Below are 26,128 nucleotides of genomic sequence, written 5' to 3'. Positions count from 1 at the left end.
CTGACGCTAGCACGGGTGTCGATAGGTCGTCGATAACTTTCCGATAGGCCGTAGATCACCGACCGCTTCCCCGGGTGCCGACGAACGGGCCGGTCAGGCGCGTGGGTGCGCCTGGTCGTGGACCTTCTTTAGCCGGTCGATCGAGACGTGGGTGTAGAGCTGGGTGGTGGCCATGCTGGCGTGGCCGAGGATCTCCTGCACCACGCGCAGGTCGGCGCCGCCCTCCAGCAGGTGGGTGGCGGCGGTGTGACGGAACCCGTGCGGGCCCATGTCGGGTGCGCCGGGAATCGCGGAAACCACCTCGTGGACCACGGTTCTGGCCTGCCGGGGGTCGATGCGGCGGCCGCGGCGGCCCAGCAGCAGCGCCCGGCCCGAGTCCGGCGTCGCGAGGGCCGACCGGCCGAACCGGAGCCAGGCCTCGAGGGCTTGTTCGGCGGGCCCGCCGAAGGGCACCGACCGTTCCTTGTTGCCTTTGCCCAGCACCCGCACCAGCCGCCGTTCCCGATCGACGTCCTCGATGTCGAGGCCGCACAGCTCGCTCACGCGAATCCCGGTGGCGTACAGCATCTCCACGATCAGCCGGTCCCGCAGCGCCATCGGATCCTGCTGCGCCGCACCCGATTCCGCCGCCTCCATGGCCGCCCGGGCCTGCTCCTTCCCCAGCACCGACGGCAGCACCCGATGCGCCCGCGCCGATCCGAGGCGCGGCCCGGGATCCACCGCCAGCCGACCCGTATGCGTCAGCCACGCGGTGAATGTCCGCGCCGAGGACGCCCGCCGCGCCATCGTGGTCCGGGCCGCTCCGCCCGCCGCCTGTGCCGCGAGCCACGATCGCAGCAGGGCCAGATCCACCTCCCCCACACCGGAATCCACCGCCCGCGCCAGCAAATGTTCCAGCAATCCGCGAGCATCCCCCACATAGGCCCGCACCGTATGCGCCGACCGATTCCGACCCAATCGCAAATGCCGGCCGTACTCGGCCAGCAATGCCTCCAAATCCTCGGGCAACCCACTCATCCCCCCACGCTGACGGCATTCCGCCGCCTTTTCAAGCACCCCCGCCGCGCGATCGCGCCACACCAATTCCGGCGGACGGGATTACCGATGCCGTTCATGGGTCGCGGCAATGGCCCCGGCCCCGGAGGCCCCCGGCGACCGCATCCGATACCACCCGTCGCCATCGCAGCCGACCAGACCCGCGATCTCCAACGCGGACAGGGTGGCTCGCACCGTGGGCAATGCCAGCCCGGTGTCGGTGACCACCGCCCGCGGCAGCCGGGACCCGGTGGCGGGCAGCGCGGCCAGCACCAGCGCCTCGTCCCCGGACAGGTTGTCCTCCGGATCGGCCGGGACGGCTCCCGGCAGCGACAGCCGCAACGGCCCGGCCTCGTCGAGAATGTCCTCGGCCCGGGTCACGATGAACGCCTCCCCTTCCCGGATCATCCGGTGACACCCGATCGAGGCGGCCGAGGTGATCGGCCCCGGCACCGCCATCGCCGGACGCCCCAGCCTCCGGCACCACTTCACCGTGTTCCGAGACCCACTCCGCACCCCCGCCTCCACCACCACAACCCCATCCGCGAGCCCCGCGATCAGCCGATTCCGCGCCAGAAAATGATGCTTCCGCGCCGCCGTCCCCGGCGGATACTCGGTCACCACCAACCCCCGCTCCGCGATCTCCCCCAACAACTGGTCATGCTGCACCGGATACGGCCGATCCGGCCCACACGCGAGCACCGCGACGGTCATGCCACCCACCGCCAGCGCGGCCCGATGCGCCATCCCATCGATCCCGAAAGCCGCCCCCGACACAACAGTCCACCCTCGCGCGGCCAACTCCCCCGCGATCTCCCCCGTCGCGTGATTCCCATACCCGGTACTGCACCTGGCCCCCACCACCGCGATCGCCTTCTCGGTCGCCGTCACCAACGACTGCGTCCCCCGCACCCACAACACCAGCGGCACAGCCGCATCCGCATCATGGCCCGGATCCAACTGCCCCAACCCCAACATCCGCCACGCAGGCCACTCCCCGTCATCCGGCGTAACGACCCGCCCACCCAATCGCTCGATCAGCGCCAGATCCTCGTCCGCCCGCTCAATCCCCCGTCGCAACTCGGTAGGCCCCCGCAACACATCCGGCAACTCCCGCTCCCGCACAGCCCGAGCCGCCTCCACCACCCCCACCGACTCGATCAACGCCGACAAGGCCGCACAAGGCCCCTCCACCACCCGAGACAAGTACACCCACGCCAACCGCCGCTCATCCCCAGCGGCGCTCGTCTTCACGGTTTCGCTCATGCTCACCCCCGCTGCCGGAAACTCAACGCCTGCAGGATGTCCTGCGCGTTCGGAATATCGCCGCCCCGCAAATCCGCCACGGTCCAGGCCACTCTGATCGCTCGATCCGCGCCACGCGCCGACATGCGCCCGTGCTGCAGGGCGTTCTCCACCGGGGCGAGCGCTTCGCGTGGCAGCCGGAACCGTTGACGGAGCACATGTCCGGGGACCTGCGCATTGGTTGTCAGGCCCAGATCGGCCCACCGCTTCGAGGCGGCCTCGCGGGCCGCGGCCACCCGCGTCCGGACCACCTCGCTGCCCTCCACCTCGTCGCCGCTGAACGCACCGGCCGCCTGGGCGTGCATCCGGACCGCCAGGTCGATCCGGTCCATCAGCGGACCGGACAGTTTGCCGAGGTAGCGGCGGCGAGCCAAAGGCGCACAGATGCAATCGATATCGCGCGCCGGTGCGCAGGGGCAAGGATTGGCCGCGAGCACCAGTTGGAAGCGGGCGGGGAATCGCGACACCCCATCGCGCCGGGCGATACGCACTTCGCCCTCCTCGAGCGGAGTTCGCAGCGCCTCCAGAACTTTCGTGCTGATCTCGGCGCACTCGTCGAGGAACAACACCCCGCGATGGGCGCAGCTGACTGCCCCGGGTCGAGCCGAACCCGAACCGCCGCCGACCATGGCGGCCACCGATGACGAGTGGTGCGGAGCCACGAACGGTGGCGCGGTGATCAACGGCGAATCGTCCGACAGCGTGCCCGCCACCGAGTGAATCGCGGTCACCTCCAGTGAATCCCGCTCGCGCAGCGGAGGCAGCAGTCCCGGAAGTCGTTGAGCGAGCATGGTCTTGCCGATCCCCGGCGGCCCGGTGAGCAGCAGGTGGTGACCACCGGCCGCCGCGACCTCCAACGCCCACCGTGCTTCCTCCTGGCCGACGACCTCACGCAGATCGCCGATCGAGGGCACGGGTTGCGGCGGCACGAGCTCCGGGACGGTCAGTTCTGCGCCGCCGCGCAGCCAGTCGAGGAGTTCGAGGAGGGTGGCGGCGCCGAGGACTCGGATGCCGTCGACCAAGCCTGCTTCGGGGAGGGCGGCGGTGGGGACGATGACGGTTCGGCGGCCGGCTTTTCGGGCGGCGAGCACTGCGGGGAGGATGCCTCGTACTCGGCGGACGCGGCCGTCGAGGGCCAGTTCGCCGAGTAGGACGGATTCGGCGAGGCGGTTGGAGGGGATGACTCCTGCCGCGTCGAGGACCGCGCCGGCGAGGGCGAGGTCGTAGACGCTGCCCACTTTGGGGAGGGTGGCGGGAGACAGGGCCAGGATTACGCGGCCGTCGGGCCATTCTTCGCCGGTGTTCGAGACGGCTGCCCGGACTCGGTCTCGGGATTCCTGGAGGGTGGTGTCGGGGCGGCCGACGAGGTGGACCGACGGGAGGCCCTGGCCTATGTCGGCTTCGATTTCTACGAGTTGGCCCTCGACGCCGTTGACGGCGACGGAGTAGGCCCTGCCGAGGGGCATGTCAGAACGCCGCCTTCAGGTGCAGGATCTCCGGTGGGCGGCCGGGGCGCAGGATGACGGAGACGACGTCGAAGCGGATGCGCTGGAAGGGGCCGGGGTGGGCCTGCAGCCAGTGGCGGGCCACGGTGCGGATGCGCTGCTGTTTGAGGAGGGTGACGGCCTCCTCGGGGCGGCCGCAGCTCAGATTGCGGCGGGTTTTGACCTCGACGAAGGCGGTGATGTCGCCCTCGCGGGCAATGAGGTCGAGTTCACCGTAGCGGCATCGCCAATTGCGGGCGACGATCGACATCCCGGCCGTGCGGAGATAAGTCCGCGGCCAGGTCTTCCCCCTGCGCTCCCAGCGCCAGATGCTGTGCCATTCAGCCAGCATGGCCGCGCCCGTACCGGACGCGGCCATGCCGACCTGGGAAAACAGCGAGGCTGGGGATAACCTCCAGCCTGTGGATCAGTCGGGAAGCCGCAGGTCGGTCTTCTCCAGCTCTTCGATATTCACGTCTTTGAAGGTGATCACGCGAACGTGCTTCACGAAGCGGGCGGGCCGGTACATGTCCCACACCCATGCATCCGACATCCGAACCTCGAAGTACACCTCGCCATCGGCGTTCTGCGGACGCAGTTCGACGGAATTGGCGAGGTAGAAGCGACGCTCGGTCTCCACCACGTACGAGAATTGCCCGACGATGTCCTTGTACTCGCGGTACAGGGATAGCTCCATCTCGGTTTCGTACTTCTCGAGGTCCTCGGCGCTCATCGGGTGGAACGTCCTCCTTGTCGCCCAACTGGGTGTAGAAACATCATCCCGCATACGCCGTGTCGGTAGCCACTCGGCCGGTCTCCCGGACGTTTCGCCACGATCGACGGTGCTCGGGCGTGATGCCGAGACGGGTCAGCGCCTCATTGTGCTCGGGGGTGTTGTAGCCCTTGTGGCCCGCGAAACCGTAGCCGGGATACTCGCGGTCCATCTCGACCATCATGCGGTCGCGGGTCACCTTGGCCAGCACGCTGGCGGCCGCGATACAGGCCGCGGACGCGTCGCCGCCGATCACCGGCAGCGAGGGCACCGGAATGCCCGGCACCCGGAACCCGTCGGTGAGCACGTAGCCGGGCACCGGATCGAGTCCGGCCACCGCCCGCCGCATGCCCTCGATATTGGCCACGTGGATGCCGATGGCGTCGATCTCCCAGGCCGGGATCACCACCACCGACCAGGCCAGCGCGATCCGCTTGATGATCGGGAACAGCTGCTCACGGGTGTTCTCGGTGAGCTTCTTGGAATCGTCGAGACCGGCCAGCGAGGTGTAGGCCTTGGGCGGTAGCAGGCAGGAGGCGACGACCAGCGGTCCGGCCGAGCAACCGCGCCCGGCCTCGTCCACGCCCGCGACCGGGCCCAGTCCGCTGCGGATCAGCGCGGCCTCGAGCGTGCGTAGCCCGCCCGCCTGCCGCATCACCACGCGCGGCGGCCAGTCGCCGCGGTCGATCCGCTGAATCTTCTTACCGCCGCGCTCCTTCCGGCGCGCGCCGGCGGCTCCGCCTGCCATCTTCCCCACCGGTCGATTATCTCGCGATTCTCAGTTCGTCTGCGGGTTCTCGGCCCGGACCGGACCGATGCGGCTGGGCGGCCAGATCTTGAACACGGCCTTGCCGCGCACATCGTCGACCGGGACGGTGCCGTTCAGCTCGTCGCGCATGTGATAGCGGGAGTCGGCGGATTCGGCGCGGTTGTCGCCCATCACCCACAGGTTGCCCTCGGGCACCTTGACCTCGGGGAACGCGCGGCCGCCGGCATTGAACTGGATGTCGGGGTTCTGCGCGTTGAACGGGTTGTTGTGCAGCACGTACGGCTCGTCGAGCGGCTTCCACTCCGAACCGGGGGCGCTGTCCTTGACCAGGATGCGGCCCTGCGCGTCACAGCATTTGACCGACTGGCCACCCGTCGCGATGACCCGCTTGACCAGGTCGTTCTCGTCCGGCGGCACCAGGCCGAAGAAGGACAGGAAGTTCTGGACGCCGCGGACCGCGGTGTTCGACGAGCGGATCGACTTGTAGTGCCGGTTCCAGTCGTCGGTCGGGCCGACGAAGACCACCACGTCGCCCGGCTCCGGGTCGCCGAAGTAGTAGCTCAGCTTCTGCACGTAGATGCGGTCACCGGTGCAGCCCGCGCACCCGTGCAGGGTGGGTTCCATGGACTGCGACGGGATCACGTACGGCCGGCCTATGAAGGTCACCAGCAGCGCCACGATCAACGCCGCGAATCCGATCAGGATGGGCAGCTCTTGCCAGAACGGGCGCTGCTTCTTCTTCGGCTTCGGCTGCAGGGGTTCGGGCGTCTGGGACCCATTGCCATCGCCCGACCCGGACTTCGTCACCGACTCGCTCTCGTCTGCCACCGGAACAGAGTAGCCCGGCACCGCGAAGAACCATGCGGTGCCGGGCTACTCGGCGTCGGCGAGCCGACAATGAAGCATTGTGGCGAGCCGACGGTGATGCTCTGTGAGAACCGATCCCCGACGAGTCGGGGACGGTCGCTACCTCAGCGCTTCTCCTTGATCTTGGCGGCCTTGCCGCGCAGATCGCGCAGGTAGTACAGCTTGGCGCGACGCACGTCACCGCGGGTCACGACCTCGATCTTGTCGAGGTTGGGGCTGTGCACCGGGAAGGTGCGCTCCACGCCGACACCGAACGACACCTTGCGCACGGTGAAGGTCTCGCGGATGCCACCGTTCTGGCGGCGGATGACGACGCCCTTGAAGACCTGGACTCGCTCCTTGTTGCCTTCAATAACCTTCACGTGCACGTTGACGGTGTCACCCGGGCGGAAGTCCGGGATGTCATTGCGCAGCGAGCTTGCGTCGACGAAGTCGAGGGTGTTCATGTCCGTCCTTATTGGTTTTCGCGCGAACAGAGGAACCTGGCGGCTACCCGGGGAGGGTGCTCTACCGGTTCGTGCTCCGGATAATTGGGCGGTGCCCGGGCGCGGTGCGCCCAAGGCAACCTGAGCATTGTGCCAGACGACGCGGCCCGGACGGGAATCGGGGGCGACCGGCAGGCGGCCGACCGGCGCGATCCGCCGCCGCCGGGCCGCGGCAAGCTACGGGCTGTCGACCGGTTCGGTCGGGCGCTCGAAGGGCTTGCGGCCCGGCATCAAGTGTAGGTGGGTCGGCGGCGGCGCCGGCGGGGCCGGGACCACGGTGCGGCTCAGCTCCTCCTCGGCGGCGCGCAGGACGTGCTCGGCGTCGGGCTTTCCGGCCAGCACATCCTGCACGAAGATCTTGGCGCGGATCATCGGGCGGCGGTAGCGGCGTTCCCGCACCATGGCGCGGCGCATGAGACCCGAGCGGGTGCCGTAGCGCCAGCGGGCCCAGGGCGCGCCCGGGCGGCTGAGTCGCAGCGCGCCGATGAAGAGCAGGGGCGGGAAGAACATGCCGAACAGACCGGTCCAGATCTTGCCCTTGGCGATGACGATCGCGGCGAGCAGCAGGTTCATCAACGCGAACGCGATCGTGAACAAGCGCTCGGGCACATTCGGATCGGACCGCAACTCGCGCAGGTCCCCGATGTCGAGCAGCCACAGCGGATGGAAACCCAGCAGCAGCAAGCCCGTCACGGCCAAGGCGACGAACACCGCGTCGACCGAGGTGCGGCCCTGCTCCTCCCAGTACACGTCGCGCAGGTAGTAGATGAGCGCGAACTCGTCGAGCACCAGGGCGGCGCCGAGCCCGAAAACCGCGGCGAGCGCACTGATCACGCCGACCGTGCTCTGATACAGCGCGACCAGTCCCATGCCGGACCCGAGCACCAGCACCACGCCGAACACCATGTGATGGATGTGCACGTCGCCCGCGCGGACATTGCCCGGCCACCACCGCACCTCTTTCCGGATGAGCCGCACGCTGATCCGGATCAACAGGAATCCGACGATGAACCCCAGCAGCAGGCATGCCAGCGGCATTCGGCCGTGCGCCACCACGACATCTTCCCACCACCGCCGCACATGCATGCCCGTGTCGCCTCCGGAATCCTCACGCGAACCCCAACCCCCGCCACGCTACCCGGGTCCAAGATCGGCACGCCGAGATCACGAACACGCGGCGACGCGACGGAGCTATACCCTGGCGACCATGCGACTGAGTACACGAAATCAACTCGATGGAACGGTCACCCAGGTCACCCGCGGCGAGGCCATGGCCGTCGTCCGCATCCGCCTCACCGGTGGCGACGAGATCACCTCCTCCATCACCCGCGACGCCGCCGACGACCTCGGCCTGGCCGACGGCACGCCCGTCAAGGTCCTGATCAAGTCGACCGAAGTCTCGCTCGGCGTCGAATAGCCGCCCCGGAGCGGCCTAGCCGGGCCCGATCCGCCTCCGCCGCTCCACTTTTCACCACCCCGCTCGACCTTCGACGACAGCCGGATTGTCGGTCCACACCGGTTGTCGATCCCGACGGCACTCCGCACCGCGTCGGTTCCCCGATCCCGGAACAGCCGTCCGGCCGCGCCCTGAGGTGGGCGCGGCCGGACGGGTGGTTCAGAACAGGTCGGTCAGCGACCGAAGCCCGCGCGGCGCAGGGCGTCGGCCATGCTGCCGCTGGCGGCGGGCTGGTTGCGGTTGCCGCCGCCCTGATTGCGGTTGCCGCCCTGGCGGTTTCCGCCGGAGCGGTCGCCACCCTGACGATCGCCGCCCTGACGGTTGCCGCCGCCGCGCTGGCCGCCGCCCTGGTTGGCGCGGGGACCGCCACGCTCGGGCTTGCCGGCGCCGGGCTCGTCGTCGAGGCGCAGCGACAGGCCGATGCGCTGGCGCTGGACATCCACTTCCAGGACCTTGACCTTCACGACATCGCCGGACTTCACGACCTCGCGCGGATCCTTGACGAAGTTGTGGGACATGGCCGAGACGTGGACCAGGCCGTCCTGGTGGACGCCGATGTCGACGAACGCGCCGAAGGCGGCCACATTGGTGACGACGCCCTCGAGCACCATGCCGGGCTTCAGATCGGCGACCTTCTCGATGCCCGCGGCGAATTCGGCGGTCTTGAACTCCGGTCGCGGGTCGCGGCCGGGCTTCTCGAGCTCGGAGATGATGTCGGAGACGGTGGGGACACCGAACTGCTCGTCGGTGAAGTCCGCGGGACGCAGGGCGCGCAGCGCGGAGGTGTTGCCGATGATCTCCTTGATGCCCTTGCCGCTGGCGTCGAGGATGCGGCGGACCACCGGGTACGCCTCGGGGTGCACGCCGGAGGTGTCGAGCGGGTCGTCGCCCTCGCGGATGCGGAGGAAGCCGGCGCACTGCTCGAAGGCCTTGGGGCCCAGGCGCGGGACGTCCTTGAGCCCGGCGCGGTTACGGAACGGGCCGTTGGCATCGCGGTGGGCCACAATGGATTCGGCGATCGAGTTGGAGATGCCCGACACCCGCGACAGCAGCGGGACCGAGGCGATGTTCACGTCGACGCCGACCGCGTTCACCGCGTCCTCGACCACCGCGCCCAGCGAACGGGCCAGCAGGGTCTCGGACACGTCGTGCTGGTACTGGCCGACACCGATGGACTTCGGGTCGATCTTCACCAGTTCGGCCAGGGGGTCCTGGAGGCGGCGGGCGATGGACACCGCGCCGCGCAGCGACACGTCCATGTCGGGCAGCTCCGCGGAGGCGTACGCGGAGGCCGAGTACACCGACGCGCCCGCCTCGGAGACCACGATCTTGGTGGGCTTGTTCTCCGGGATGCGCGAGATCAGTTCGGTGGCAAGGGCGTCGGTCTCGCGGGAGGCGGTGCCGTTGCCGATGGCGATCAGCTCCACATTGAACCGGGCGACCAGTGCGCCGAGCACGGCGAGCGACTTCTCGGTCTGCCCCTGCGGCTTGTGCGGGTAGATGACCTCGGTGGCGACGGCCTTACCGGTGGAGTCGACCACGGCCACCTTCACACCGGTGCGGTAGCCCGGGTCCAGGCCCATGGTGGTGCGAGTGCCCGCCGGGGCGGCCAGCAGCAGGTCGCGCAGATTGGCGGCGAACACGTCGACGGCATCGCGTTCGGCGGACTGGCGCAACCGCATCCGGGTGTCGATACCCAGGCTGACCTGCAACTTGGTCCGCCACGCCCAGCGCACGGTGTCCAGCAGCCAGCCGTCGGCGGCCCGGCCACGATCGGCGATGTCGAACTTGACGGCGATGCGGCCCTCGTAGATCGAGCGCTGCCCGTCCTCGAGCTCCTCGGTGTCGGGTTCGAGGTGCAGGTTGAGCACCTCCTCCTTCTCGCCGCGCAGCAGCGCCAGAATGCGGTGCGAGGGGAGCTTGGAGAACGGCTCGGAGAATTCGAAGTAGTCGGCGAACTTCGCGCCCGCCTCTTCCTTGCCCGCGCGCACGGACGAGGACACCTGGCCGCGGTCCCACATCAATTCGCGCAGTTCACCGACCAGGTCGGCGTCCTCGGCGAAACGCTCAACCAGGATGGCGCGGGCGCCGTCGAGCTGCTCGGCGTTGTACTGCGCGGGATCGGTGGTGGGGTCGCCCAGCAGCGCGTCGGCCACCGGCTCGTGCCCGGCCTCGCGCGCGATCTGCGCCTTGGTGCGCCGCTTCGGCTTGAACGGCAGGTAGATGTCCTCGAGGCGGGCCTTGGTGTCGGCGAGCATGATCTGCGTGTGCAGCGCGTCGTCCAATTTGCCCTGGCCACGGATGGATTCGATGATCGAGCCCCGGCGCTCGTCGAGTTCTCGCAGGTAGTGGAGGCGCTCGTCGAGGGTGCGTAGCTGCGCGTCGTCGAGTCCGCCGGTGACTTCCTTGCGGTAGCGGGCGATGAACGGCACGGTCGAGCCGGCATCCAGGAGTTCGACGGCGGAGCGCACCTGCTCCTCGCGCACGCCCAGCTCGTCGGCGATACGCCGGCCGACGCTGGCGAGGCGGACGGTGCCGGTGGCACCTGCGGATGCTGCGCTGACGGTTTCGGAGGCTGTCGTCACGCCCGCAGACACTACCGCCGTCGTCCGACGCCCGGTGCAACGCCCACGCGCGATTCGGTCCGTTCTGTCCCGCGAGTCTCGGATCGGCGCGCCGCGAGGCCGGTGGCAGGATCGACCCCCGTGCCGATCCCGACTCTGCGCGAACGTGTTCCACGTCGAGTGTTGCGGGCCTGCGCCCATGCCGCTTTGGCGGCGGGGCTGGCGGTGGCCGCGGCGGGCTGTGGTTCGAGCGGTTCCGCCTCCACCACCGACGGATCCACGGTGCCCGACCTGGATCCGAGCGCGGTCAAGATGCTGTCACTGGGCCCGAGCGAGTCCTTCGGAGTCACGTCCACGGGGGTTTACACACTGGCCGACGACGGGATCACCGGCGTGGACATCCGTACCGGACAACAGCTTTGGAAGATCGCGTCGACCGGAAATCCGCCCGAGCAGGGCAAGATCCAGGTGCTGGACTCCGGCCGTGTGCTGCTGGCCGGATGGCAGGGCACTCCGGGCCTGACCGCCTACGACACCGGGACCGGCGCTCGGCTGTGGGACACCCCGGCCGAGCAGTGGTTCGAGTCGGATTCCACCACCGGGCAATTCGTCCACTTCGATCCGCGCACCGGCGAGCAGCGCTGGTCTGTGGATCCGGGCACGCTCGGTTGCGCCACGCCGTTGCCGAAAGACCTTCCGGCCCTGTTCGATTCGGATGTGCCCAGCCTGGCCGAAGGTCCCGGCGTCGTCGTGTTCCGCTGTGCCGCGGCAGGCGGCCGGACCGTCGTCGGCGGTCTCGATCGCACCACCGGATCCACGGTCTGGCATCGCGACATCCCCGAGAAGGGCAACTTTCTGCGCGGCCCCGGACGGATGGCCATCGTGGTGACCGACGGCAGCATCGACACCGTCGACATGGCCACCGGGTCCTCACTCGGCAGCCGGAAAGCCGCCTCCGACAAGGAATTCCGTGCCCTGCTCGCCGACGGTTCGTCGCTCACGATGGACAGTTATGTCATCGCCGACGACAAGGACATGCGGCTGCAATCCCCCGACGGCAGCGTCCGCTGGAGCGTGCCCCTGGACGCGCACAAAGAGGAGATGCAGCCGTCGATGGTGAGCAGCCGCAACGCCGTCTTCCTGCTCATGCGGGAGGGCAGCGGGTCCAAGGCATGGCTGGTGGCCTACGACACCAGGAACGGCAAACGGACCGTCGTCCTCGGCCCGGGCCCGACCACGGCGGGCGAAAAGCCCACGCTCACCATGAATCTGGACATCTCGCACACCCGGCTCTATCCCGCGCCGTGGGGAATCCTCGTCACGGGTTCGGACAACAGTTACGCCGCCATCCCGAAACGCTGACCGGTCTCAGCCGAGTTCGGTCGGCGCGACGTCGGGCAGCAGGTCGGGCCGGCGCTCGGCCGTGCGTTCCAGCGACTGCTCGTGCCGCCACTGCGCGATCTTGGCGTGATTGCCGGACAACAGGATCTCCGGCACGTCCAGCCCGCGCCAGCTCACCGGCCGCGTGTAGGACGGCCCCTCGAGCAGTCCGTCGGAGAACGAATCCTGTTCGTGGGACTGCTGATTGCCCAGCACGCCCGGGATCAACCGGACGAACGCCTCGGTCATGACCAGCACCGCGGCCTCGCCGCCGATCAGCACGTAATCGCCGATGCTGACCTCCTCGACGCGCACGCGCCGCGCGGCATCGTCGAAGACCCGCTGGTCGATGCCCTCGTAGCGGCCGCACGCGAACACGATGTGCTGTTCGCCCGACCAGCGTTGCGCGGTCTCCTGGGTGAACGGCACGCCCGCGGGGGTGGGCACCACCAGCAGGGCATTGTCCGGGCACACCTCGTCGAGGGCGTCGCCCCACACGGTCGGTTTCATGACCATGCCGGGCCCGCCGCCGTAGGGGGTGTCGTCCACGGATTTGTGCACGTCATGGGTCCAGTGGCGCAGATCGTGCACCTCGACCTCGAGCAGGCCCTTGTCGATGGCCTTGCCCAGCAAGGCCGCTCGCATCGGCTCGAGGTATTCGGGGAAGATCGTGACGACGTCGATACGCATGCCACTACTCCGGGTCCAGCAGGCCCTCGGGCGGGTCGATGACGATCAGCCCGTCAGCGACGGACACGGTCGGCACCATGGCCAGCACGAACGGCACCAGGATCTCCCGGCCCGCGGGCGGGTAGGCGTCCCCGGCCTTGATCGAGAGCAGTTCTCCCGCAGCGGAATGCAGCACTTCGTTGACCGTGCCGACGAGGGTTCCGTCGGCGAGTTCGACGCGGAGCCCTTCGAGCTCGTGGTCGTAGTACTCGTCCGGATCCTCGGAGGGCGGCAGGTCCGCGGTGTCGACCACGAACAGCATGCCGCGCAACGCATCCGCGGCGGTGCGATCGACGAGCCCGTCCAGACGCAGCAGAAGCCGGCCCGAGTGCTCCCGGGCCGACTCCACTACGAATTCCTGCGTCTGCTTCGCGCGCGGCAGCTTCCCCGTGAGGACGCTGCCGGGCGCGAACCGCAGATCCGGCTCGTCGGTGCGGACATCTACGACGAGTTCGCCGCGCACACCGTGCGATTTGGCGACCCGCCCGACGACCAGTTCCATCTACTGATCCGTGTCGACCACGTCGACGCGAATGCCCTTGCCGCCGATGCCGGCGACCAGGGTGCGCAGCGCGGTCGCGGTACGACCGCCGCGACCGATCACCTTGCCCAGATCGTCGGGGTGCACGTGCACCTCGACGGTGCGGCCACGACGGCTGGTGATCAGCTCGACGTGGACGTCGTCCGGATTGGCGACGATGCCGCGAACCAGATGTTCGACGGCATCAGCCACGACGGCGCTCATTACTCGGCGGCTTCGGTGGTGGCCTCAGCGGCCTCGGCCTCGGCGGCCTCGTCCTTCTTGGCGGCCTTCTTCTTGGGGGTGACGGCCTCGGCGACCGGCTCGTTCTCGGCGGCGGCCAGCGCGGCGTTGAACAGGTCCAGCTTGGACGGCTTCGGGGCCGCGACCTTCAGGGTGCCCTCGGCGCCCGGCAGGCCCTTGAACTTCTGCCAGTCGCCGGTGATCTCCAGCAGACGCTTCACCGGCTCGGTCGGCTGCGCGCCGACACCCAGCCAGTACTGGGCGCGCTCGGAGTCGATCTGGATGAGCGAGGGCTCCTGCTTCGGCTGGTAGATGCCGATCGACTCGATGGCGCGGCCGTCACGACGGGTGCGGGCGTCGGCGACGACGATGCGGTACTGGGGGTTGCGGATCTTGCCCAGACGGGTCAGCTTGATACGAACAGCCATGAGCTGCTTCCTTTCAAAGGTTGGTCACGTCGCAATTCAGCGACCCACTCGCGGTGGGCCCGGTTTTGCGTCAAGTGCTGTGACCGCCGCGCGGTACGGAACCGGAGACGGGCTGACACTGTCCTCGATGAGGACGGTCGTTCATTCTGCCAGACCCCCGTCCGGCCGGAGAAATCGCCCCGCAACCCCCGGAAACGGCGACAGCCCACCGGAGGGTCCCGATGGGCTGTGACCGTACCCGCCGCTAGTTCGGGGTCGAGCTGCCCGAGGTCAGCAGCTTCACGATCAGTCCGGCCAGCACGCTGATGGCCAGGGCTTCGATGGAACCCACGGTCGTTCTCCTCATCAGGGGTCGAGAAATGAAACGTGTGAAGCATGCACGATTCACTATCCCCGCGCAGGAGAATCGGCAGAAGAGTCCTACCGGCGGCGCAGACAGATGGTCAGGCCCGTGGTGACGCCGGGGTCGTAGGTCAAGCTGACCCCCGTGCCCGCCGGGCAGGCGTTGTCGTTCGAATCGTGGCGATCGGTGACCTCGTACTCGGCCTTCGACTCCGCGCAGTCGATGCGGTGCAGACCGGCGGCCGACGAGGCGCGGACTCCGTTGTCGGTGACGCAGTCGCCCACCACGGCGTACCGCGCATCACCGAGATCGGCCGGGCCCATGCAGACCACCAGCACCAGATCCGTCTTGTCGTTGCCGCGGGTGAACACCGAGTTCGCACCCAGATCGTCCGAGCACTCCGGGCGCGCGGGCATGCCGTGGACGGTGCGCACCGACAGGACCCGCTGCGAGGCGCCCGGAGCGGTGCAGGCCACCTTCTTCATGGTGTTGCGGTCGCCGCAGTCACCGAGCTTCGCGGTGCCCATCGAGGTGGTGTCGGTGTCATTGGCGCACACCACGATCGCGCGGCCGCCCAGCGAGGACTGCGCGAACGCCATCCGCGCCGCCGGATACTGCTTGCACGCCTGATCGGTGACCGGGACCTTCGTATGCAGTTCGATCGCAACGACTTTCGCCGGTGCGGGGGTCATGCCGCAGTCGACCCGGGTCAGAGTGTCCCCCGCGCCCTTCACGTCGACGCAGTCCTCGGCCTGCAACGCGCCCGGGTCGGTGAGATTGAACCGGGTCGGGGCCAGGCACAGGATGGTGCTCGTCTCCTTGCCCGCCACGGGCCACTCGGTCACCGCGCGGGTGGCGTCGGGGTACTTCGCGCACGCCGTTTCCACCGGGAACACCAGATCCTCGCGGGCCACGATCCTGTACAGCGAGTACTCGTCACCGCATCCGTGCACCACGGGCTTGACGGGCGTCTCGAGCGCGACGCAGGCGCCGACGGGGAACGCCACCGGATCCGGCCGGGTGAGCACCCACCCGAACAATGCCGACGCCGCGCCGACGATCACCACCGCGAGCACCGCGCCCCACACCCACCACCGCCGCTTCCGCGGGGCCGAGGTGGGAATCCCCGGTGCGTCGGCCGAAACCGCCGGCCCCCAGCCGGGATTCGCCTCGACCGGCTGCCCGGGCGACTGGTCCCTCGGCGGTGCCACGCGGGCGACGGGATCGGATGGTTCGAGCATGGTTCCCTCCCACGGACTGCTGCGGAAACTCTCCGCGACAATGCAGGGGGAGATCGTAAGACCCGGCATTTCCGATGCCGGGTGACGGATTGGGATACCTATACGCCGTGGATCTTCGAGCCGGATCGGCTCAGCGGTACGCGGTCACCGGGTCGCGGCGGTCATAGACGTGGCCGCGCAGCACCACCCAGGAGGGGGTGGTGAGGATGCGGAGGTTGACGCGGGGGTCGTCCTGGTAGACAACGAAATCCGCGGGGGCGCCCGGGGTGATGCCGGGGTGGCCGAGCCACTCCCGGGCGTTCCAGGCGGACGCGCCCAGCGCGTCGTGGGCACTGAAACCGGCCTCGGTGAGGGCGATGATCTCGTCGGCGATGCGGCCGTGGCGGATGGAGCCGCCCGCGTCGGTGCCGGTGTAGACGGGCACCCCGGCGTCGTGGGCCTTGGCGACGGTGTCGCGGGAGCGGCGGTGGAGGTCGCGCATGTGGGCGGCGTAGATGGGGAATTTGGCTGCGCCGTCGGCGATTCCGGGGAAGGTGTCGATATTGACGAGGGTGGGGACCAGGGCGGTGCCCTGCGCCGCCATGGCGGCGATGGTGTCGTCGGTGAGGCCGGTGCCGTGCTCGATGCAGTCGATGCCCGCGGCGAGCAGGCCGGGCAGGGCGTCCTCGCCGAAGACGTGGGCGGTGACACGGGCGCCCTCGCTGTGGGCGGCGTCGATGGCGGCCTTCAGGACCGGATCCGACCACAGCGGCGCGAGGTCGCCGACCGCGCGGTCGATCCAGTCGCCGATGATCTTGACCCAGCCGTCGCCGCGGCGGGCCTGCTCGGCCACGATGTCGGGCAGGTCGCGCTCGTCGTCGAGCTCGATGCCGAGTTCACGGATATAGCGTCTGGGGCGGGCGATGTGGCGGCCCGCGCGGATGATGCGCGGCAGATCGGCGCGCTCGTCGAGGAAACGGGTGTCGACCGGTGAGCCCGCGTCGCGCAGCAGCAGCGCCCCGGCGTCCCGCTCGACCTCGGCCTGGGCAATCAGCCCGTCCGAATCCTCGTGTCCGCCACCGTATTTGATGCCGACATGGCAGTGCGCGTCGACCAGGCCGGGCAGGATCCAGCCGGAGGCGTGCACGGTGTCCGCGCCGGGCACCGGCTCGGCGGAGATCACCCCGTCGCGCACCCACAGATCACGGAGTTCACCGTCGGGCAGGACGAAGCCACGGAAATGCAGCCGCATGGGATCACTATCGCACGGACCGCCACACCACCCTCGGTTTCGAGGGCGCGGCCAATCTCGACGACGGCGGCATGTGGGCGACCAGCTTCGCCATCGTCGAGATGACCCCCGAGACCGAGGCCCGGATCACCGCGCTGGTGAAACAGGCGGCGAGCTGAGACTCAGGACTTCGCGAAAGCGCCCAGCAGGGCGGGCAGATCCTCGCGGATCGGCAGCCCGTGCCCGGGCACCAGCACCTCGGCCCCCAGGTCGGCGAGGCTCCGCGCGCTCGCCAGCGTCCCGGGCTCGTCGTGGTTGAACACGCCCGGCAGCAACTGCAGACCGGTCCCCCGCGCGATGGGGTGACCGGTGACCAGGGCGTCCCCGGAGAACAGCACGCCTTCCGATGGCATGTAGTACGCGGTGTGACCGTTCGTGTGACCGGGCGTCGGCACCGCGATGAACCCGCCCGGCAACGCCGCCAGGGTCTCCGCGTCCGCCGCCACCGCGGTCGGCACGCTCATCCCGATATGCCCCACGCAGGCCCGCAGCGTCTGCGCCACCCACACCGCGCCGCGCCGATTCCCCAACTGCCCTGCCATCTGCAGCGGCGTGATCTGTTGCAGGTACTCCCGTTTGGCGTGCCGGACCTCCTCGGCCCCGGTGTACACCGGCACCCCGGCCCGCTCGACCAGGGCCGGAATCGCCCCGATGTGATCCAGATGCGCGTGGGTCACGAGGACCGCCGCGATATCGCCGAGCTGATGCCCGATCTGGGACACCGAACTCAGCACCGCGGCGGTATCGGCGGGATACCCCGCGTCCACCACGGTCACACCACGATCATCACTGACCAACGCCCAGTTGACGTTCGTCCCCGCCACGACGTACACGGAATCGGAAACCTGATCGATTTTCACGCCCGAACCGTACCGACGATCCGGGCACCGCACACGGCGACGCGGAGCCCGCGGTTATCGCGTCAGTTCTTGGGGAAGTTCAGCTTGCTGAGGTCGAAGCCCTCGAGGCCCGGGGGCAGCTCGTTGAGGCCGGCCGGGAGGTTGGACAGGTCCGGCATGCCGCCGGGCATGCCGCCCGGGAGGCCGGGCATGCCGGGGAAGCCGCCGCGCACCTTGGGCGGGGTCGGGCCGCGTCCGCCCTTCTTGCCCTTCTTGCCGCCCTTCTTGGTGTTCTTGCCGCCCCGGTTGCCGCCGGGGAAACCGAACTGGCGGCTCATCGCACCCATCATCTTCTTCGCTTCGAAGAAGCGGTCCACGAGCTGGTTGACGTCGGAGACCGCGACACCCGAGCCGTTGGCGATGCGCAGGCGGCGGGAGGCGTTGATGATCTTCGGGTTGGCGCGCTCGGCGGGGGTCATGCCGCGGATGATGGCCTGCACGCGGTCGAGCTGCTTGTCGTCGACCTGCGCGAGCACGTCTTTCATCTGGCCCGCGCCCGGCAGCATGCCCAGCAGGTTGCCGATCGGGCCCATCTTGCGGATGGCCAGCATCTGCTCGAGGAAGTCCTCGAGGGTCAGCTCGCCGGAGCCGATCTTGCGGGCGGCCTCCTCGGCCTGCTTGGCGTCGTAGACCTGCTCGGCCTGCTCGATCAGGGTGAGCAGGTCACCCATGCCGAGGATGCGCGAGGCCATGCGGTCGGGGTGGAAGACGTCGAAGTCCTCGAGCTTCTCACCGGTGGAGGCGAAAAGGATGGGCTGGCCGGTGATCTCACGCACCGACAGCGCCGCACCACCGCGGGCGTCACCGTCGAGCTTGGTGAGCACGACACCGGTGAAGCCGACGCCGTCGCGGAAGGCCTCGGCGGTGGAGACCGCGTCCTGACCGATCATGGCGTCGAGGACGAACAGGGTCTCGTCGGGGTTGACGGCGTCGCGGATGCCCGCGGCCTGCCGCATGAGCTCCTCGTCGATGCCGAGGCGACCGGCGGTGTCGACGATGACCACGTCGTACTGCTTGGCCTTGGCCTCCTCGATACCGGCGCGCGCGACGTCGACCGGATCGGACGCCGAGACGCCCAGCGGGTTCTCGCCGCCGCCGATGGAGGTGCCCGGGTGCGGCGCGAAGACCGGCACCCCGGCCCGCTCGCCGACCACCTGCAGCTGGGTGACCGCGCCCGGACGCTGAAGGTCACACGCGACCAGCAGCGGCGTATGACCCTGCCCCTTCAGGTGTTTGGCGAGCTTGCCCGCGAGGGTGGTCTTACCGGCACCCTGCAGACCGGCCAGCATGATGACCGTGGGCGGGTTCTTGGCCAGGCGCAGCCGCCGGGTCTCGCCGCCGAGGATCTTGATGAGCTCGTCGTTGACGATCTTGACGATCTGCTGCGCGGGATTCAGCGCCGCGGAGACTTCCGCGCCCTTGGCGCGCTCCTTGACATTGGCGATGAAGCCGCGCACCACGGGCAGCGCGACGTCGGCCTCGAGCAGCGCCAGGCGGATCTCACGAGCGGTCGCGTCGATGTCCGCCGGCGACAGGCGTCCCTTGCCACGCAGATCCTTGAGGGCACCGGCCAACCGGTCGGAAAGGGATTCGAACACCGATGCTCCTGATCTCGAGGGACGTTCACTCGAGATACCAGGGTAGTGGTTATTCGAGCGACCGCGGGCGGGGGCCAGGGCGGTGCAGGTCGTGCTTCTCGATGGCAACCATGCCGACCGCCTCGCGGGCGGTGAGGCCCAGCTCCAGGGCGAGCCCGTCGAGGATCGCCCAGCCGGCGTCCGACGGGCTCTCGCCGGTGACGGCGGAGGCGATGGTCATGGCTGTCACGGCCTGCTGCCCGGTGAGGGTCCGGCCGGGCAGCCAGGAGACCACCCAGCGGTCGCCACCGACACAGCGGGCGATGTGCGCGGTCAGATCGCTTGTCATCATCGACGCGGAAACGACTTCGATTGCCACCGACTCACTCCCCTCGTGCTCGCGACTCGTGACTGAACACGTGCACGCGGAATACTAGGGTGTGACACCGGTCACTCGGCCGCCTTACAGCAAATCTCCTGCAACATTCTGATCAACTGGCAAACGCCTGGTTTGCCAGTTACTCCCGTCGCCTGGTCTCCAACCGGAAAACCGCTGGAAGATCCGTTTCAGCTGTCCGATTCAGGCGATTTCTTCGGTTGTTGCGGCGGCACCACCGCGAGCACCGCCGCCGAGATCTCGGCTCGCCGCCCGGGCGTGTCGGTATCGCCCAGATCCAGGCAGAACGTGTCGACGACCGCGGAACCCAGGGTCACCACCTTCGCCCACGACACGTTCACCCCCGATTCGGCCAGCGCGGCGGCCAACCGGTTCAGCAACCCGATCCGGTCCTCGGCTCGCAATTCCAGCAACACCCGCCCCGGCTCGGCGGTCTCGTGCCAGAACACCCGCGGCCGCGCCTGCGCGAACGGACTCGGCTGGGTGCCGACCGCGTCGCGCTCCTTGCGGGCCAGCACCGACGCCAGATCCAGATCGCCGTTGATGGCGCGGATCAGCTCCTGCCGCAGCAGACCGGCGTCCGGCGGATCACCGAACCGCGGGGCCACCACGAAGGTGTCGATGGCCGCCTCGCCCACACTGGCCAGCTCGGCCGACAACACGCGCAGCGAATGCACGGCCAGCACGCCCGCGGCCTCCGACAGCAGTCCCGGACTGTCCGGGGCGACCACGGTGACCACGTGGTGGTAGCGCCCGTCCCCCGGCTTCAGATCCACGTGCACGCCACCGGATTTCGCGCGGGCATGCAGTTCCTCGGGGATCGGGGTCGGCTCCGGCAGCGGGTCGCCCGCCATGGCGTGGCGGCAGTTGCGGACCAGATCGCCGATCAGCGAGGCCTTCCAGTCGTTCCACACCCCGGGCCCGGTGGCCAGCGCGTCGGCCTCGGCCAGCGCGGCCAGCAGCTCCAGCAGATGCGGGTCGCCGTCGAGGGCGTCGATCACCATCTTCACGGTGTCGGGGTCGGACGTGTCGCGGCGCGTGGCGGTATCGGGCAGCAGCAGGTGGTGACGCACCATGGCGGCCAGCGTCTGCACGTCGGAAGGCCACAGCCCCAGGCGATTTCCGATCGACACGGCCAGTTCCGCGCCGACCAAGCTGTGATCCTCGGTGCGGCCCTTGCCGATATCGTGCAGCAGCGCGCCCAGCAGCAGCAGGTCCGGGCGGGAGACGCGGGTGGACAGCGCCCCGGCCTGGGCGACGGTCTCCATCAGGTGGCGGTCCACGGTCCAGGTGTGCATGGCGTCGCGCGGCGGCAGGTCGCGCACCACACCCCATTCCGGAAACAGCCTGCCCCACAAGCCCGTTCGGTCCAGGGCCTCGACGGCGTCGACGCTGCCGCGGCCCGCGCCCAGCAGCACCAGCAGGTCGTTGAGCGCTTCCTTGGGCCACGGCTCGCGGAGTTCGGGCGCGTCCTCGCCGAGCCGGTTGAGGGTGGTGGCCGACATCGGCAGCCCGGTCTGTGCCGACGCCGCGGCCACCCGCAGGATCAGGCCGGGATCGCGCTGCGGGCGGGCATCGCGGGCGAGCACCACTTCTCCGGAATGCTCGACCACCCCCTCATCGAGTGGTCGGCGCACCGGAACACGGCGCAAGCGCGCGAGCCCGCGGCGGGGCAGCGCGTTCCCGGCGGTCCGCAGCCCGACATCGGTGGAGTAGCCGATGGTTCGGGCCGCGTCGCTGAGCGTGCGGGCCAGATCGAAGCGGTCACCGATCCGCAGGGCCGCCCCGATCTCGTCGGCGTCCTGGGCCCGCAGCTGGTCGCGGGCGCGGCCCGCCACCCGATGCAGCTCGGTGCGTACATCGAGCAGGCGGCGGTGCGCCTGCTTCAGCCCCCCGCCCGGCACTTCCGGACCGAGCCCCGGCATGGCGTCGGTCAGTTGTGCGATGGCGAGGGCGTCCAGCAATTGGATGTCCCGCAGTCCGCCGCGCCCGTTCTTGAGATCGGGTTCGGCGCGGTGGGCGACGTCTCCGCTCCGGCGCCAACGGGTCTGGGCCTGTTCGATCAGGGCGTCGAAACGGGACCGGATCCCGGCCCGCCAGTCCCGGCGCACGCCGCCGATGAGCAGGTTGCTCAATCCGTCGTCGCCGACGATGTGCCGGGCCTCGAGCATGCCGAGGCCGGCGGTGAGATCGTCGGCGGCCACGCGCAGCGCCTGCGGGACGGTGCGCACGCTGTGATCGAGCTTGATGTGGGCGTCCCACAACGGATACCAGAGCTGATCGGCGACCTCGGCGACCCGGGCGGGGTCGACGTCGTCGTAGAGCAGCACCAGATCCAGGTCGGAGTAGGGCAGCATCTCCCGGCGGCCCAGCCCGCCCACCGCGACCAGGGCGAGCCCGCTGTCAGCGGTGATGCCGACCTCGTGGCCCTTGGTGGTCAGCCACAGGTCGTAGAGATCCACCAGGGCCTCGCGCAGGGCCTCGGCGTCGAGCCGGACGGCGCGGCCGTTCGAGCCGTGCTCGGCCAGCAACTGGTTGCGGGCCCGGACCAGGTCCGAGGCGCCGCCGGAGACCTTGGTGTCCTCGGCCTTGTCATCGCGTTCCTGCTGGAAACCCACAACCCGCCCCTCTCGATTCAATTCACTTCGCCGCCCCGGCACGGGGACGGCCCCGTCACCGCCGGTTTCGACACCGACGGGGCCGGGGCCGCCACGGGGATCCCGCTCGAATTACAGAGCGTCGGAACCGCGTTCGCCGGTGCGCACCCGGACGATGGTGTCGACCGGGGTGACCCAGACCTTGCCGTCGCCGATCTTGCCGGTGCGGGCGGCTTCGACGATGACCTCGACGACCTTGTCGACGGAGGCGTCGTCCACCACAACCTCGACCCGGACCTTCGGGACGAAATCCACCGAGTACTCGGCACCGCGGTAGACCTCGGTGTGGCCCTTCTGGCGACCGTAGCCCTGCACTTCGCTGACGGTCATGCCGAGCACGCCCGCCTGCTCCAGGCCGGTCTTCACGTCCTCCAGGGTGAACGGCTTCACGATCGCAGTGATCAGTTTCATGTTCGTCATGCCTCCTTGACGGCGGCGGTGCGCGCCGCACCACTCACAGCAGCGAAATCGTATGCCGATTCTGCGTGCTCGGACTCATCCAAGCCCTGGAACTCGGCTTCCTCGTTCACCCGGAGACCGATGGTGTACTTGATGGCGAGCGCGATGATCAGGGTCGCGATGCCCGAGAAGGCAAGCACCGCACCGGCTCCCACGGCCTGCTTGATCAGCTGATCGAAGCCGCCGCCGTAGAACAGACCCTTGACCGCGGCCGGAGCCTCGGGGGCGGCGACCAGGCCGACCATCAGGGTGCCCGCGATACCGCCGACCAGGTGGACGCCGACCACGTCGAGCGAGTCGTCGAAGCCGAACTTGAACTTCAGGCCCACCGCGAGAGCACAGAGCACACCGGCGACCACACCGATGGCGAGCGCGCCGATCACGTTGACCGAGGAGCAGGAGGGGGTGATGGCGACCAGACCGGCCACGATGCCCGAGGCGGCGCCCAGGGAGGTGGCGTGACCGTCGCGGATCTTCTCCACGAGCAGCCAGGCGAGCATGGCGGCGCCGGTGGCGACGGTGGTGGTGACGAAGGTGGCGCCCGCGATGCCGTTGGAGCCGACCGCCGAACCGGCGTTGAAGCCGTACCAGCCGAACCACAGCAGACCGGCGCCGAGCATCACGAACGGCAGGTTGTGCGGACGCATCGGGGTCTTCGGCCAGCCCTTGCGCTTGCCGAGCACGATCGCCAGGACGAGGCCCGCGACACCGGCGTTGATGTGGACCGCGGTACCGCCGGCGAAGTCGATCGCCTTCAGCTTGTTGGCGATCCAGCCGCCGTGCTCACCGGTGACGCCGTCGAAGGCGAAGACCCAGTGCGCGACCGGGAAGTAGACCACGGTGGCCCACACGGCCGAGAACAGCACCCACGACCCGAACTTCAGGCGGTCGGCAACCGCACCGGAGATCAGGGCGACGGTGATGATCGCGAACATGAGCTGGAAGGCCACGAAGACCGTCGCCGGCACGGTTCCCGCCAGGGGGATGGCCGACTTGATCGTCTGGTCGGTGCTGCTGGCCAGGTAGGTGCCACCGAACAGCGACTTCAGCCCGAAGTACTGGGTCGGGTTGCCGATCAGGCTGCCCTTGTCGTCACCGAAGGCGACGGAGAAGCCGTACAGCGCCCATAGAACAGTGATCACGCCCATCGAGGCGATGCTCATCATGATCATGTTCAGGACGTTCTTCGAGCGGACCATACCGCCGTAGAAAAACGCCAAACCGGGTGTCATCAGAAGCACGAGTGCTGAACTGGCCAGCATCCATGCGGTGTCGCCGGTGTCGGCTGCACCGATTACGGGAAACGCCACCTTTTGTCCTCCTCATCTCTGGCCCCGCAGCAACCTGCGCATAAGCCTGCAATGAGATTCGTCAGTCGGTGTTTCCTCCGTGATCCTGCGGCGTTTCGCGTAGGTGAACGGATGAGATTGCAGTGTTGCGGTCACGTTTCCGGTCCCGCACCACTGTTACGACGACATTGTGAGGATGATGTTGGTTTCGATATCGATGCAGTTCAGTGGGGGTTAACCCAGCAGGGCGTCGACGAAGGCGCCGGGTTCGAAGGGAGCAAGATCATCCGTGCCCTCACCCAAACCGACCAGTTTGACCGGTACGCCCAGCTCATGCTGCACCTGGAACACGATGCCGCCCTTGGCGGTTCCGTCCAGCTTGGTCAGCGCCACGCCGGTGATGTCCACGACGTCGGCGAAGACCCGCGCCTGCATCAGACCGTTCTGGCCGACCGTGGAGTCCAGCACCAGGATGACCTCGTCGACGGCGGCCTTCTTCTCGACCACGCGCTTGACCTTGCCCAGCTCGTCCATCAGGCCGGTCTTGGTGTGCAGGCGGCCCGCGGTGTCGATGAGCACCACGTCCACGCCGCGATCGATACCGGCGGACACCGCGTCGAACGCGACGGCCGCGGGGTCCGCGCCCTCCTTGCCGCGCACGGTCTCCGCGCCCACGCGCTCACCCCAGGTCTGCAGCTGATCGGCGGCCGCGGCCCGGAAGGTGTCGGCCGCGCCCAGCAGCACGCGGCGGCCGTCGGCGACCAGCACGCGCGCCAATTTGCCGGTGGTGGTGGTCTTTCCGGTGCCGTTCACTCCCACGACCAGCAGGATCGACGGGTGATCGGCGTGCGGCAACGCGCGGATGGAGCGATCGAGCTCCGGACGTAGCGCGTCGACGAGCACCTCGCGCAGCAGGGCGCGGGCGTCGGCGGCGGTGCGGACGCTGCGCCCGGCCATCTCCTCGCGCAGACGCTCCACGATGGCGGCGGTGCTGGCGGTGCCCAGGTCGGCCATGACGAGGGTGTCCTCGATCTCCTCCCACGAGTCCTCGTCCAGATCGCCGCCGCCGAGCAGGCCCAGCAGGGACTTGCCGACGGCGTTCTGGGAACGGGACAGGCGGCCGCGCAGCTTGGTGAGACGGCCCGCGGTGGGTTCGATCTCGGCGATCGCGGGAGCCGCGGTGGCGGGCTCGGCCGGAGCGGCGGCCGCGGGGGCGTGCGCACCGGCGTGGGCGGCGACGGCGGCCTCGGCGCCCGCCGCGATCTCGGCGGCGGCGACAGCGGCCTCGGCGGCCTCCTCGGCCGCGGCCTCCTGCGAGAGGGGCTGCTCGGCGACATCACCGGCGGCCTTGCCCGCGGCGATCTCCCCGGCGGCTTCGGCGGCCTCGACCGCCGCGGCGCGGGCCGCGTCGTCCTCCGACTCGGCGGGGGCATCGGTGGCGGGCGTGACTGCCGCGTCGGTGGGAGCGGTCTCCGCGGCGGCGCTCGCGGTCGTGTCGGCCTCAGTCGCGGCGGCGCTCGTGGTGGTGTCGACCGCGGTCGCGGGGTCGTCCGCGTCGGGTGTGACGGTCTCCGCGGCCGGGGCGGGTTCGGGCCCCTGGACAGGTTCCGGGAGGCGCACTTCGTGGATGCTGCGCTTGCCGGAGTCGCGCGGAACGGCCGCGTCGTCGCCGATGTGCGGCTGGCCCTCGTCGTCGGTGCGCTCGGGCGGGAGCGGCACCGGTTTGTCCTTGGTGGCCGGGACCTGCTCGCGTTCGGGCGCGGCGGTGCCCTGGCTGAAGCTGAATCCGCTCGCGGCCTGGTATCCGCCGGACCTGTCGGTCAGCTCCTTGGACTCGGTGACCTCGGGGGTCAGCGAGATCCGGCGGCGCTTGTTCAGGGCATATCCGGCAACCAGCGCCACGAGCAGCACCGCCGCGATGGCGGCGATGAGAATCCAAACTTCTGCAGTCGTCACATC

At 69.3% G+C, this 26,128-nt stretch carries 24 protein-coding genes and 1 pseudogene; 2 read left to right on the top strand and 23 right to left on the bottom strand.

The window, feature by feature from the left end; all coding sequences use genetic code 11:
* Positions 1-93 precede the first annotated feature (93 nt).
* From ACWEOI_RS26190 to ACWEOI_RS26150, 9 genes and pseudogenes are all read right to left on the bottom strand, one after another.
* A complete protein-coding gene (locus ACWEOI_RS26190; protein WP_357092664.1) occupies positions 94-1,017 on the bottom strand; it encodes a tyrosine recombinase XerC in 924 nt (307 codons plus the stop codon).
* A gap of 81 nt (positions 1,018-1,098) precedes the next feature.
* Complete coding sequence (gene dprA / locus ACWEOI_RS26185; RefSeq protein WP_433672019.1) at positions 1,099-2,301, bottom strand: DNA-processing protein DprA; 1,203 nt, start codon at positions 2,299-2,301, stop codon at positions 1,099-1,101.
* 2 nt (positions 2,302-2,303) lie between these two features.
* Positions 2,304-3,806: a YifB family Mg chelatase-like AAA ATPase gene (locus ACWEOI_RS26180; protein WP_452361313.1), complete on the bottom strand. Its 1,503-nt coding sequence runs from the start codon at positions 3,804-3,806 to the stop codon at positions 2,304-2,306.
* 1 nt (position 3,807) lies between these two features.
* Positions 3,808-4,165: pseudogene (locus tag ACWEOI_RS26175) on the bottom strand (YraN family protein).
* A gap of 86 nt (positions 4,166-4,251) precedes the next feature.
* Positions 4,252-4,557, bottom strand: a complete 306-nt coding sequence (locus tag ACWEOI_RS26170; protein WP_040859817.1) for a DUF2469 domain-containing protein — start codon at positions 4,555-4,557, stop codon at positions 4,252-4,254.
* 43 nt (positions 4,558-4,600) lie between these two features.
* Positions 4,601-5,344 (bottom strand): ribonuclease HII, encoded by a 744-nt coding sequence (locus tag ACWEOI_RS26165; protein WP_452361421.1) that lies wholly within the window; start codon positions 5,342-5,344, stop codon positions 4,601-4,603.
* 30 nt (positions 5,345-5,374) lie between these two features.
* Entirely contained in the window at positions 5,375-6,193 is an 819-nt protein-coding gene (gene lepB, locus ACWEOI_RS26160; protein WP_433672016.1) for a signal peptidase I, read from the bottom strand.
* 143 nt (positions 6,194-6,336) lie between these two features.
* Positions 6,337-6,678, bottom strand: coding sequence for a 50S ribosomal protein L19 (rplS, locus tag ACWEOI_RS26155; RefSeq protein WP_120737548.1), 342 nt, complete (start codon positions 6,676-6,678; stop codon positions 6,337-6,339).
* Positions 6,679-6,894: 216 nt separating this feature from the next.
* Complete coding sequence (locus tag ACWEOI_RS26150) at positions 6,895-7,797, bottom strand: hypothetical protein (RefSeq protein WP_433673282.1); 903 nt, start codon at positions 7,795-7,797, stop codon at positions 6,895-6,897.
* A 127-nt stretch (positions 7,798-7,924) separates the two neighbouring features.
* On the opposite strand from ACWEOI_RS26150, the gene ACWEOI_RS26145 reads away from it, so the two are divergent.
* Positions 7,925-8,134: a TOBE domain-containing protein gene (locus ACWEOI_RS26145; RefSeq protein ID WP_357281576.1), complete on the top strand. Its 210-nt coding sequence runs from the start codon at positions 7,925-7,927 to the stop codon at positions 8,132-8,134.
* A gap of 212 nt (positions 8,135-8,346) precedes the next feature.
* Here the strand turns inward: ACWEOI_RS26145 and ACWEOI_RS26140 are convergent, their stop codons facing one another.
* Positions 8,347-10,758, bottom strand: a complete 2,412-nt coding sequence (locus ACWEOI_RS26140) for a Tex-like N-terminal domain-containing protein (RefSeq protein ID WP_433672015.1) — start codon at positions 10,756-10,758, stop codon at positions 8,347-8,349.
* Between the two features lie 120 nt (positions 10,759-10,878).
* Between ACWEOI_RS26140 and ACWEOI_RS26135 the strand changes: the two genes are divergently transcribed.
* On the top strand, positions 10,879-12,099 hold the full coding sequence (locus ACWEOI_RS26135) for an outer membrane protein assembly factor BamB family protein (protein WP_452361312.1): 1,221 nt from the start codon (positions 10,879-10,881) through the stop codon (positions 12,097-12,099).
* 6 nt (positions 12,100-12,105) lie between these two features.
* Here ACWEOI_RS26135 and trmD read toward each other — a convergent pair whose 3' ends face one another.
* The 13 genes from trmD to ftsY all read right to left on the bottom strand — a co-directional run bounded on the left by trmD (position 12,106) and on the right by ftsY (position 26,125).
* A complete protein-coding gene (trmD, locus tag ACWEOI_RS26130; protein WP_452361311.1) occupies positions 12,106-12,807 on the bottom strand; it encodes a tRNA (guanosine(37)-N1)-methyltransferase TrmD in 702 nt (233 codons plus the stop codon).
* 4 nt (positions 12,808-12,811) lie between these two features.
* Positions 12,812-13,348 (bottom strand): ribosome maturation factor RimM, encoded by a 537-nt coding sequence (rimM, locus tag ACWEOI_RS26125; protein ID WP_433672012.1) that lies wholly within the window; start codon positions 13,346-13,348, stop codon positions 12,812-12,814.
* Positions 13,349-13,591 (bottom strand): RNA-binding protein, encoded by a 243-nt coding sequence (locus ACWEOI_RS26120; RefSeq protein WP_029930032.1) that lies wholly within the window; start codon positions 13,589-13,591, stop codon positions 13,349-13,351.
* Entirely contained in the window at positions 13,591-14,037 is a 447-nt protein-coding gene (gene rpsP / locus ACWEOI_RS26115; protein ID WP_357092641.1) for a 30S ribosomal protein S16, read from the bottom strand. Before rpsP ends, ACWEOI_RS26120 begins: the two co-directional genes overlap by 1 nt.
* Positions 14,038-14,457: 420 nt before the next feature.
* Positions 14,458-15,621 (bottom strand): LppU/SCO3897 family protein, encoded by a 1,164-nt coding sequence (locus tag ACWEOI_RS26110; RefSeq protein WP_452361310.1) that lies wholly within the window; start codon positions 15,619-15,621, stop codon positions 14,458-14,460.
* Positions 15,622-15,751: 130 nt separating this feature from the next.
* Positions 15,752-16,852, bottom strand: a complete 1,101-nt coding sequence (locus ACWEOI_RS26105; protein ID WP_452361309.1) for an amidohydrolase family protein — start codon at positions 16,850-16,852, stop codon at positions 15,752-15,754.
* 161 nt (positions 16,853-17,013) lie between these two features.
* On the bottom strand, positions 17,014-17,751 hold the full coding sequence (locus ACWEOI_RS26100) for an MBL fold metallo-hydrolase (protein ID WP_452361308.1): 738 nt from the start codon (positions 17,749-17,751) through the stop codon (positions 17,014-17,016).
* 62 nt (positions 17,752-17,813) lie between these two features.
* Positions 17,814-19,388 carry a signal recognition particle protein gene (gene ffh / locus ACWEOI_RS26095; RefSeq protein ID WP_452361307.1) on the bottom strand — a complete coding sequence of 525 codons (1,575 nt, stop codon included), beginning with the start codon at positions 19,386-19,388 and terminating at the stop codon, positions 17,814-17,816.
* 49 nt (positions 19,389-19,437) lie between these two features.
* Positions 19,438-19,746: a hypothetical protein gene (locus ACWEOI_RS26090; RefSeq protein WP_379278627.1), complete on the bottom strand. Its 309-nt coding sequence runs from the start codon at positions 19,744-19,746 to the stop codon at positions 19,438-19,440.
* A gap of 188 nt (positions 19,747-19,934) precedes the next feature.
* Positions 19,935-22,382 (bottom strand): [protein-PII] uridylyltransferase, encoded by a 2,448-nt coding sequence (locus tag ACWEOI_RS26085; RefSeq protein WP_433672007.1) that lies wholly within the window; start codon positions 22,380-22,382, stop codon positions 19,935-19,937.
* Between the two features lie 111 nt (positions 22,383-22,493).
* On the bottom strand, positions 22,494-22,832 hold the full coding sequence (locus ACWEOI_RS26080) for a P-II family nitrogen regulator (protein WP_154787741.1): 339 nt from the start codon (positions 22,830-22,832) through the stop codon (positions 22,494-22,496).
* Positions 22,833-22,837: 5 nt separating this feature from the next.
* The gene (locus tag ACWEOI_RS26075) at positions 22,838-24,142 is read right to left on the bottom strand and encodes an ammonium transporter (protein ID WP_379278633.1); all 1,305 of its coding nucleotides are present in this window, start codon (positions 24,140-24,142) and stop codon (positions 22,838-22,840) included.
* Positions 24,143-24,403: 261 nt separating this feature from the next.
* Positions 24,404-26,125 carry a signal recognition particle-docking protein FtsY gene (gene ftsY, locus ACWEOI_RS26070; protein ID WP_452361306.1) on the bottom strand — a complete coding sequence of 574 codons (1,722 nt, stop codon included), beginning with the start codon at positions 26,123-26,125 and terminating at the stop codon, positions 24,404-24,406.
* Between the last annotated feature and the right edge of the window lie 3 nt (positions 26,126-26,128).

Source organism: Nocardia sp. NPDC004340, assembly GCF_053602575.1.
Note: the sequence above shows the minus strand (reverse complement) of the source record. Positions and strands in the feature narration are given on the sequence as shown.

Excerpts from the sequence above, each read along its gene's own strand:
- ACWEOI_RS26190 (WP_357092664.1), bottom strand. The coding sequence starts at position 1,017 with ATGAGTGGGTTGCCCGAGGATTTGGAGGCATTGCTGGCCGAGTACGGC.
- dprA (WP_433672019.1), bottom strand. The coding sequence starts at position 2,301 with ATGAGCGAAACCGTGAAGACGAGCGCCGCTGGGGATGAGCGGCGGTTG.
- ACWEOI_RS26180 (WP_452361313.1), bottom strand. The coding sequence starts at position 3,806 with ATGCCCCTCGGCAGGGCCTACTCCGTCGCCGTCAACGGCGTCGAGGGC.
- ACWEOI_RS26170 (WP_040859817.1), bottom strand. The coding sequence starts at position 4,557 with ATGAGCGCCGAGGACCTCGAGAAGTACGAAACCGAGATGGAGCTATCC.
- ACWEOI_RS26165 (WP_452361421.1), bottom strand. The coding sequence starts at position 5,344 with ATGGCAGGCGGAGCCGCCGGCGCGCGCCGGAAGGAGCGCGGCGGTAAG.
- rplS (WP_120737548.1), bottom strand. The coding sequence starts at position 6,678 with ATGAACACCCTCGACTTCGTCGACGCAAGCTCGCTGCGCAATGACATC.
- ACWEOI_RS26145 (WP_357281576.1), top strand. The coding sequence starts at position 7,925 with ATGCGACTGAGTACACGAAATCAACTCGATGGAACGGTCACCCAGGTC.
- trmD (WP_452361311.1), bottom strand. The coding sequence starts at position 12,807 with ATGCGTATCGACGTCGTCACGATCTTCCCCGAATACCTCGAGCCGATG.
- rimM (WP_433672012.1), bottom strand. The coding sequence starts at position 13,348 with ATGGAACTGGTCGTCGGGCGGGTCGCCAAATCGCACGGTGTGCGCGGC.
- ACWEOI_RS26120 (WP_029930032.1), bottom strand. The coding sequence starts at position 13,591 with ATGAGCGCCGTCGTGGCTGATGCCGTCGAACATCTGGTTCGCGGCATC.
- rpsP (WP_357092641.1), bottom strand. The coding sequence starts at position 14,037 with ATGGCTGTTCGTATCAAGCTGACCCGTCTGGGCAAGATCCGCAACCCC.
- ACWEOI_RS26110 (WP_452361310.1), bottom strand. The coding sequence starts at position 15,621 with ATGCTCGAACCATCCGATCCCGTCGCCCGCGTGGCACCGCCGAGGGAC.
- ACWEOI_RS26105 (WP_452361309.1), bottom strand. The coding sequence starts at position 16,852 with ATGCGGCTGCATTTCCGTGGCTTCGTCCTGCCCGACGGTGAACTCCGT.
- ACWEOI_RS26080 (WP_154787741.1), bottom strand. The coding sequence starts at position 22,832 with ATGAAACTGATCACTGCGATCGTGAAGCCGTTCACCCTGGAGGACGTG.
- ACWEOI_RS26075 (WP_379278633.1), bottom strand. The coding sequence starts at position 24,142 with ATGCTGGCCAGTTCAGCACTCGTGCTTCTGATGACACCCGGTTTGGCG.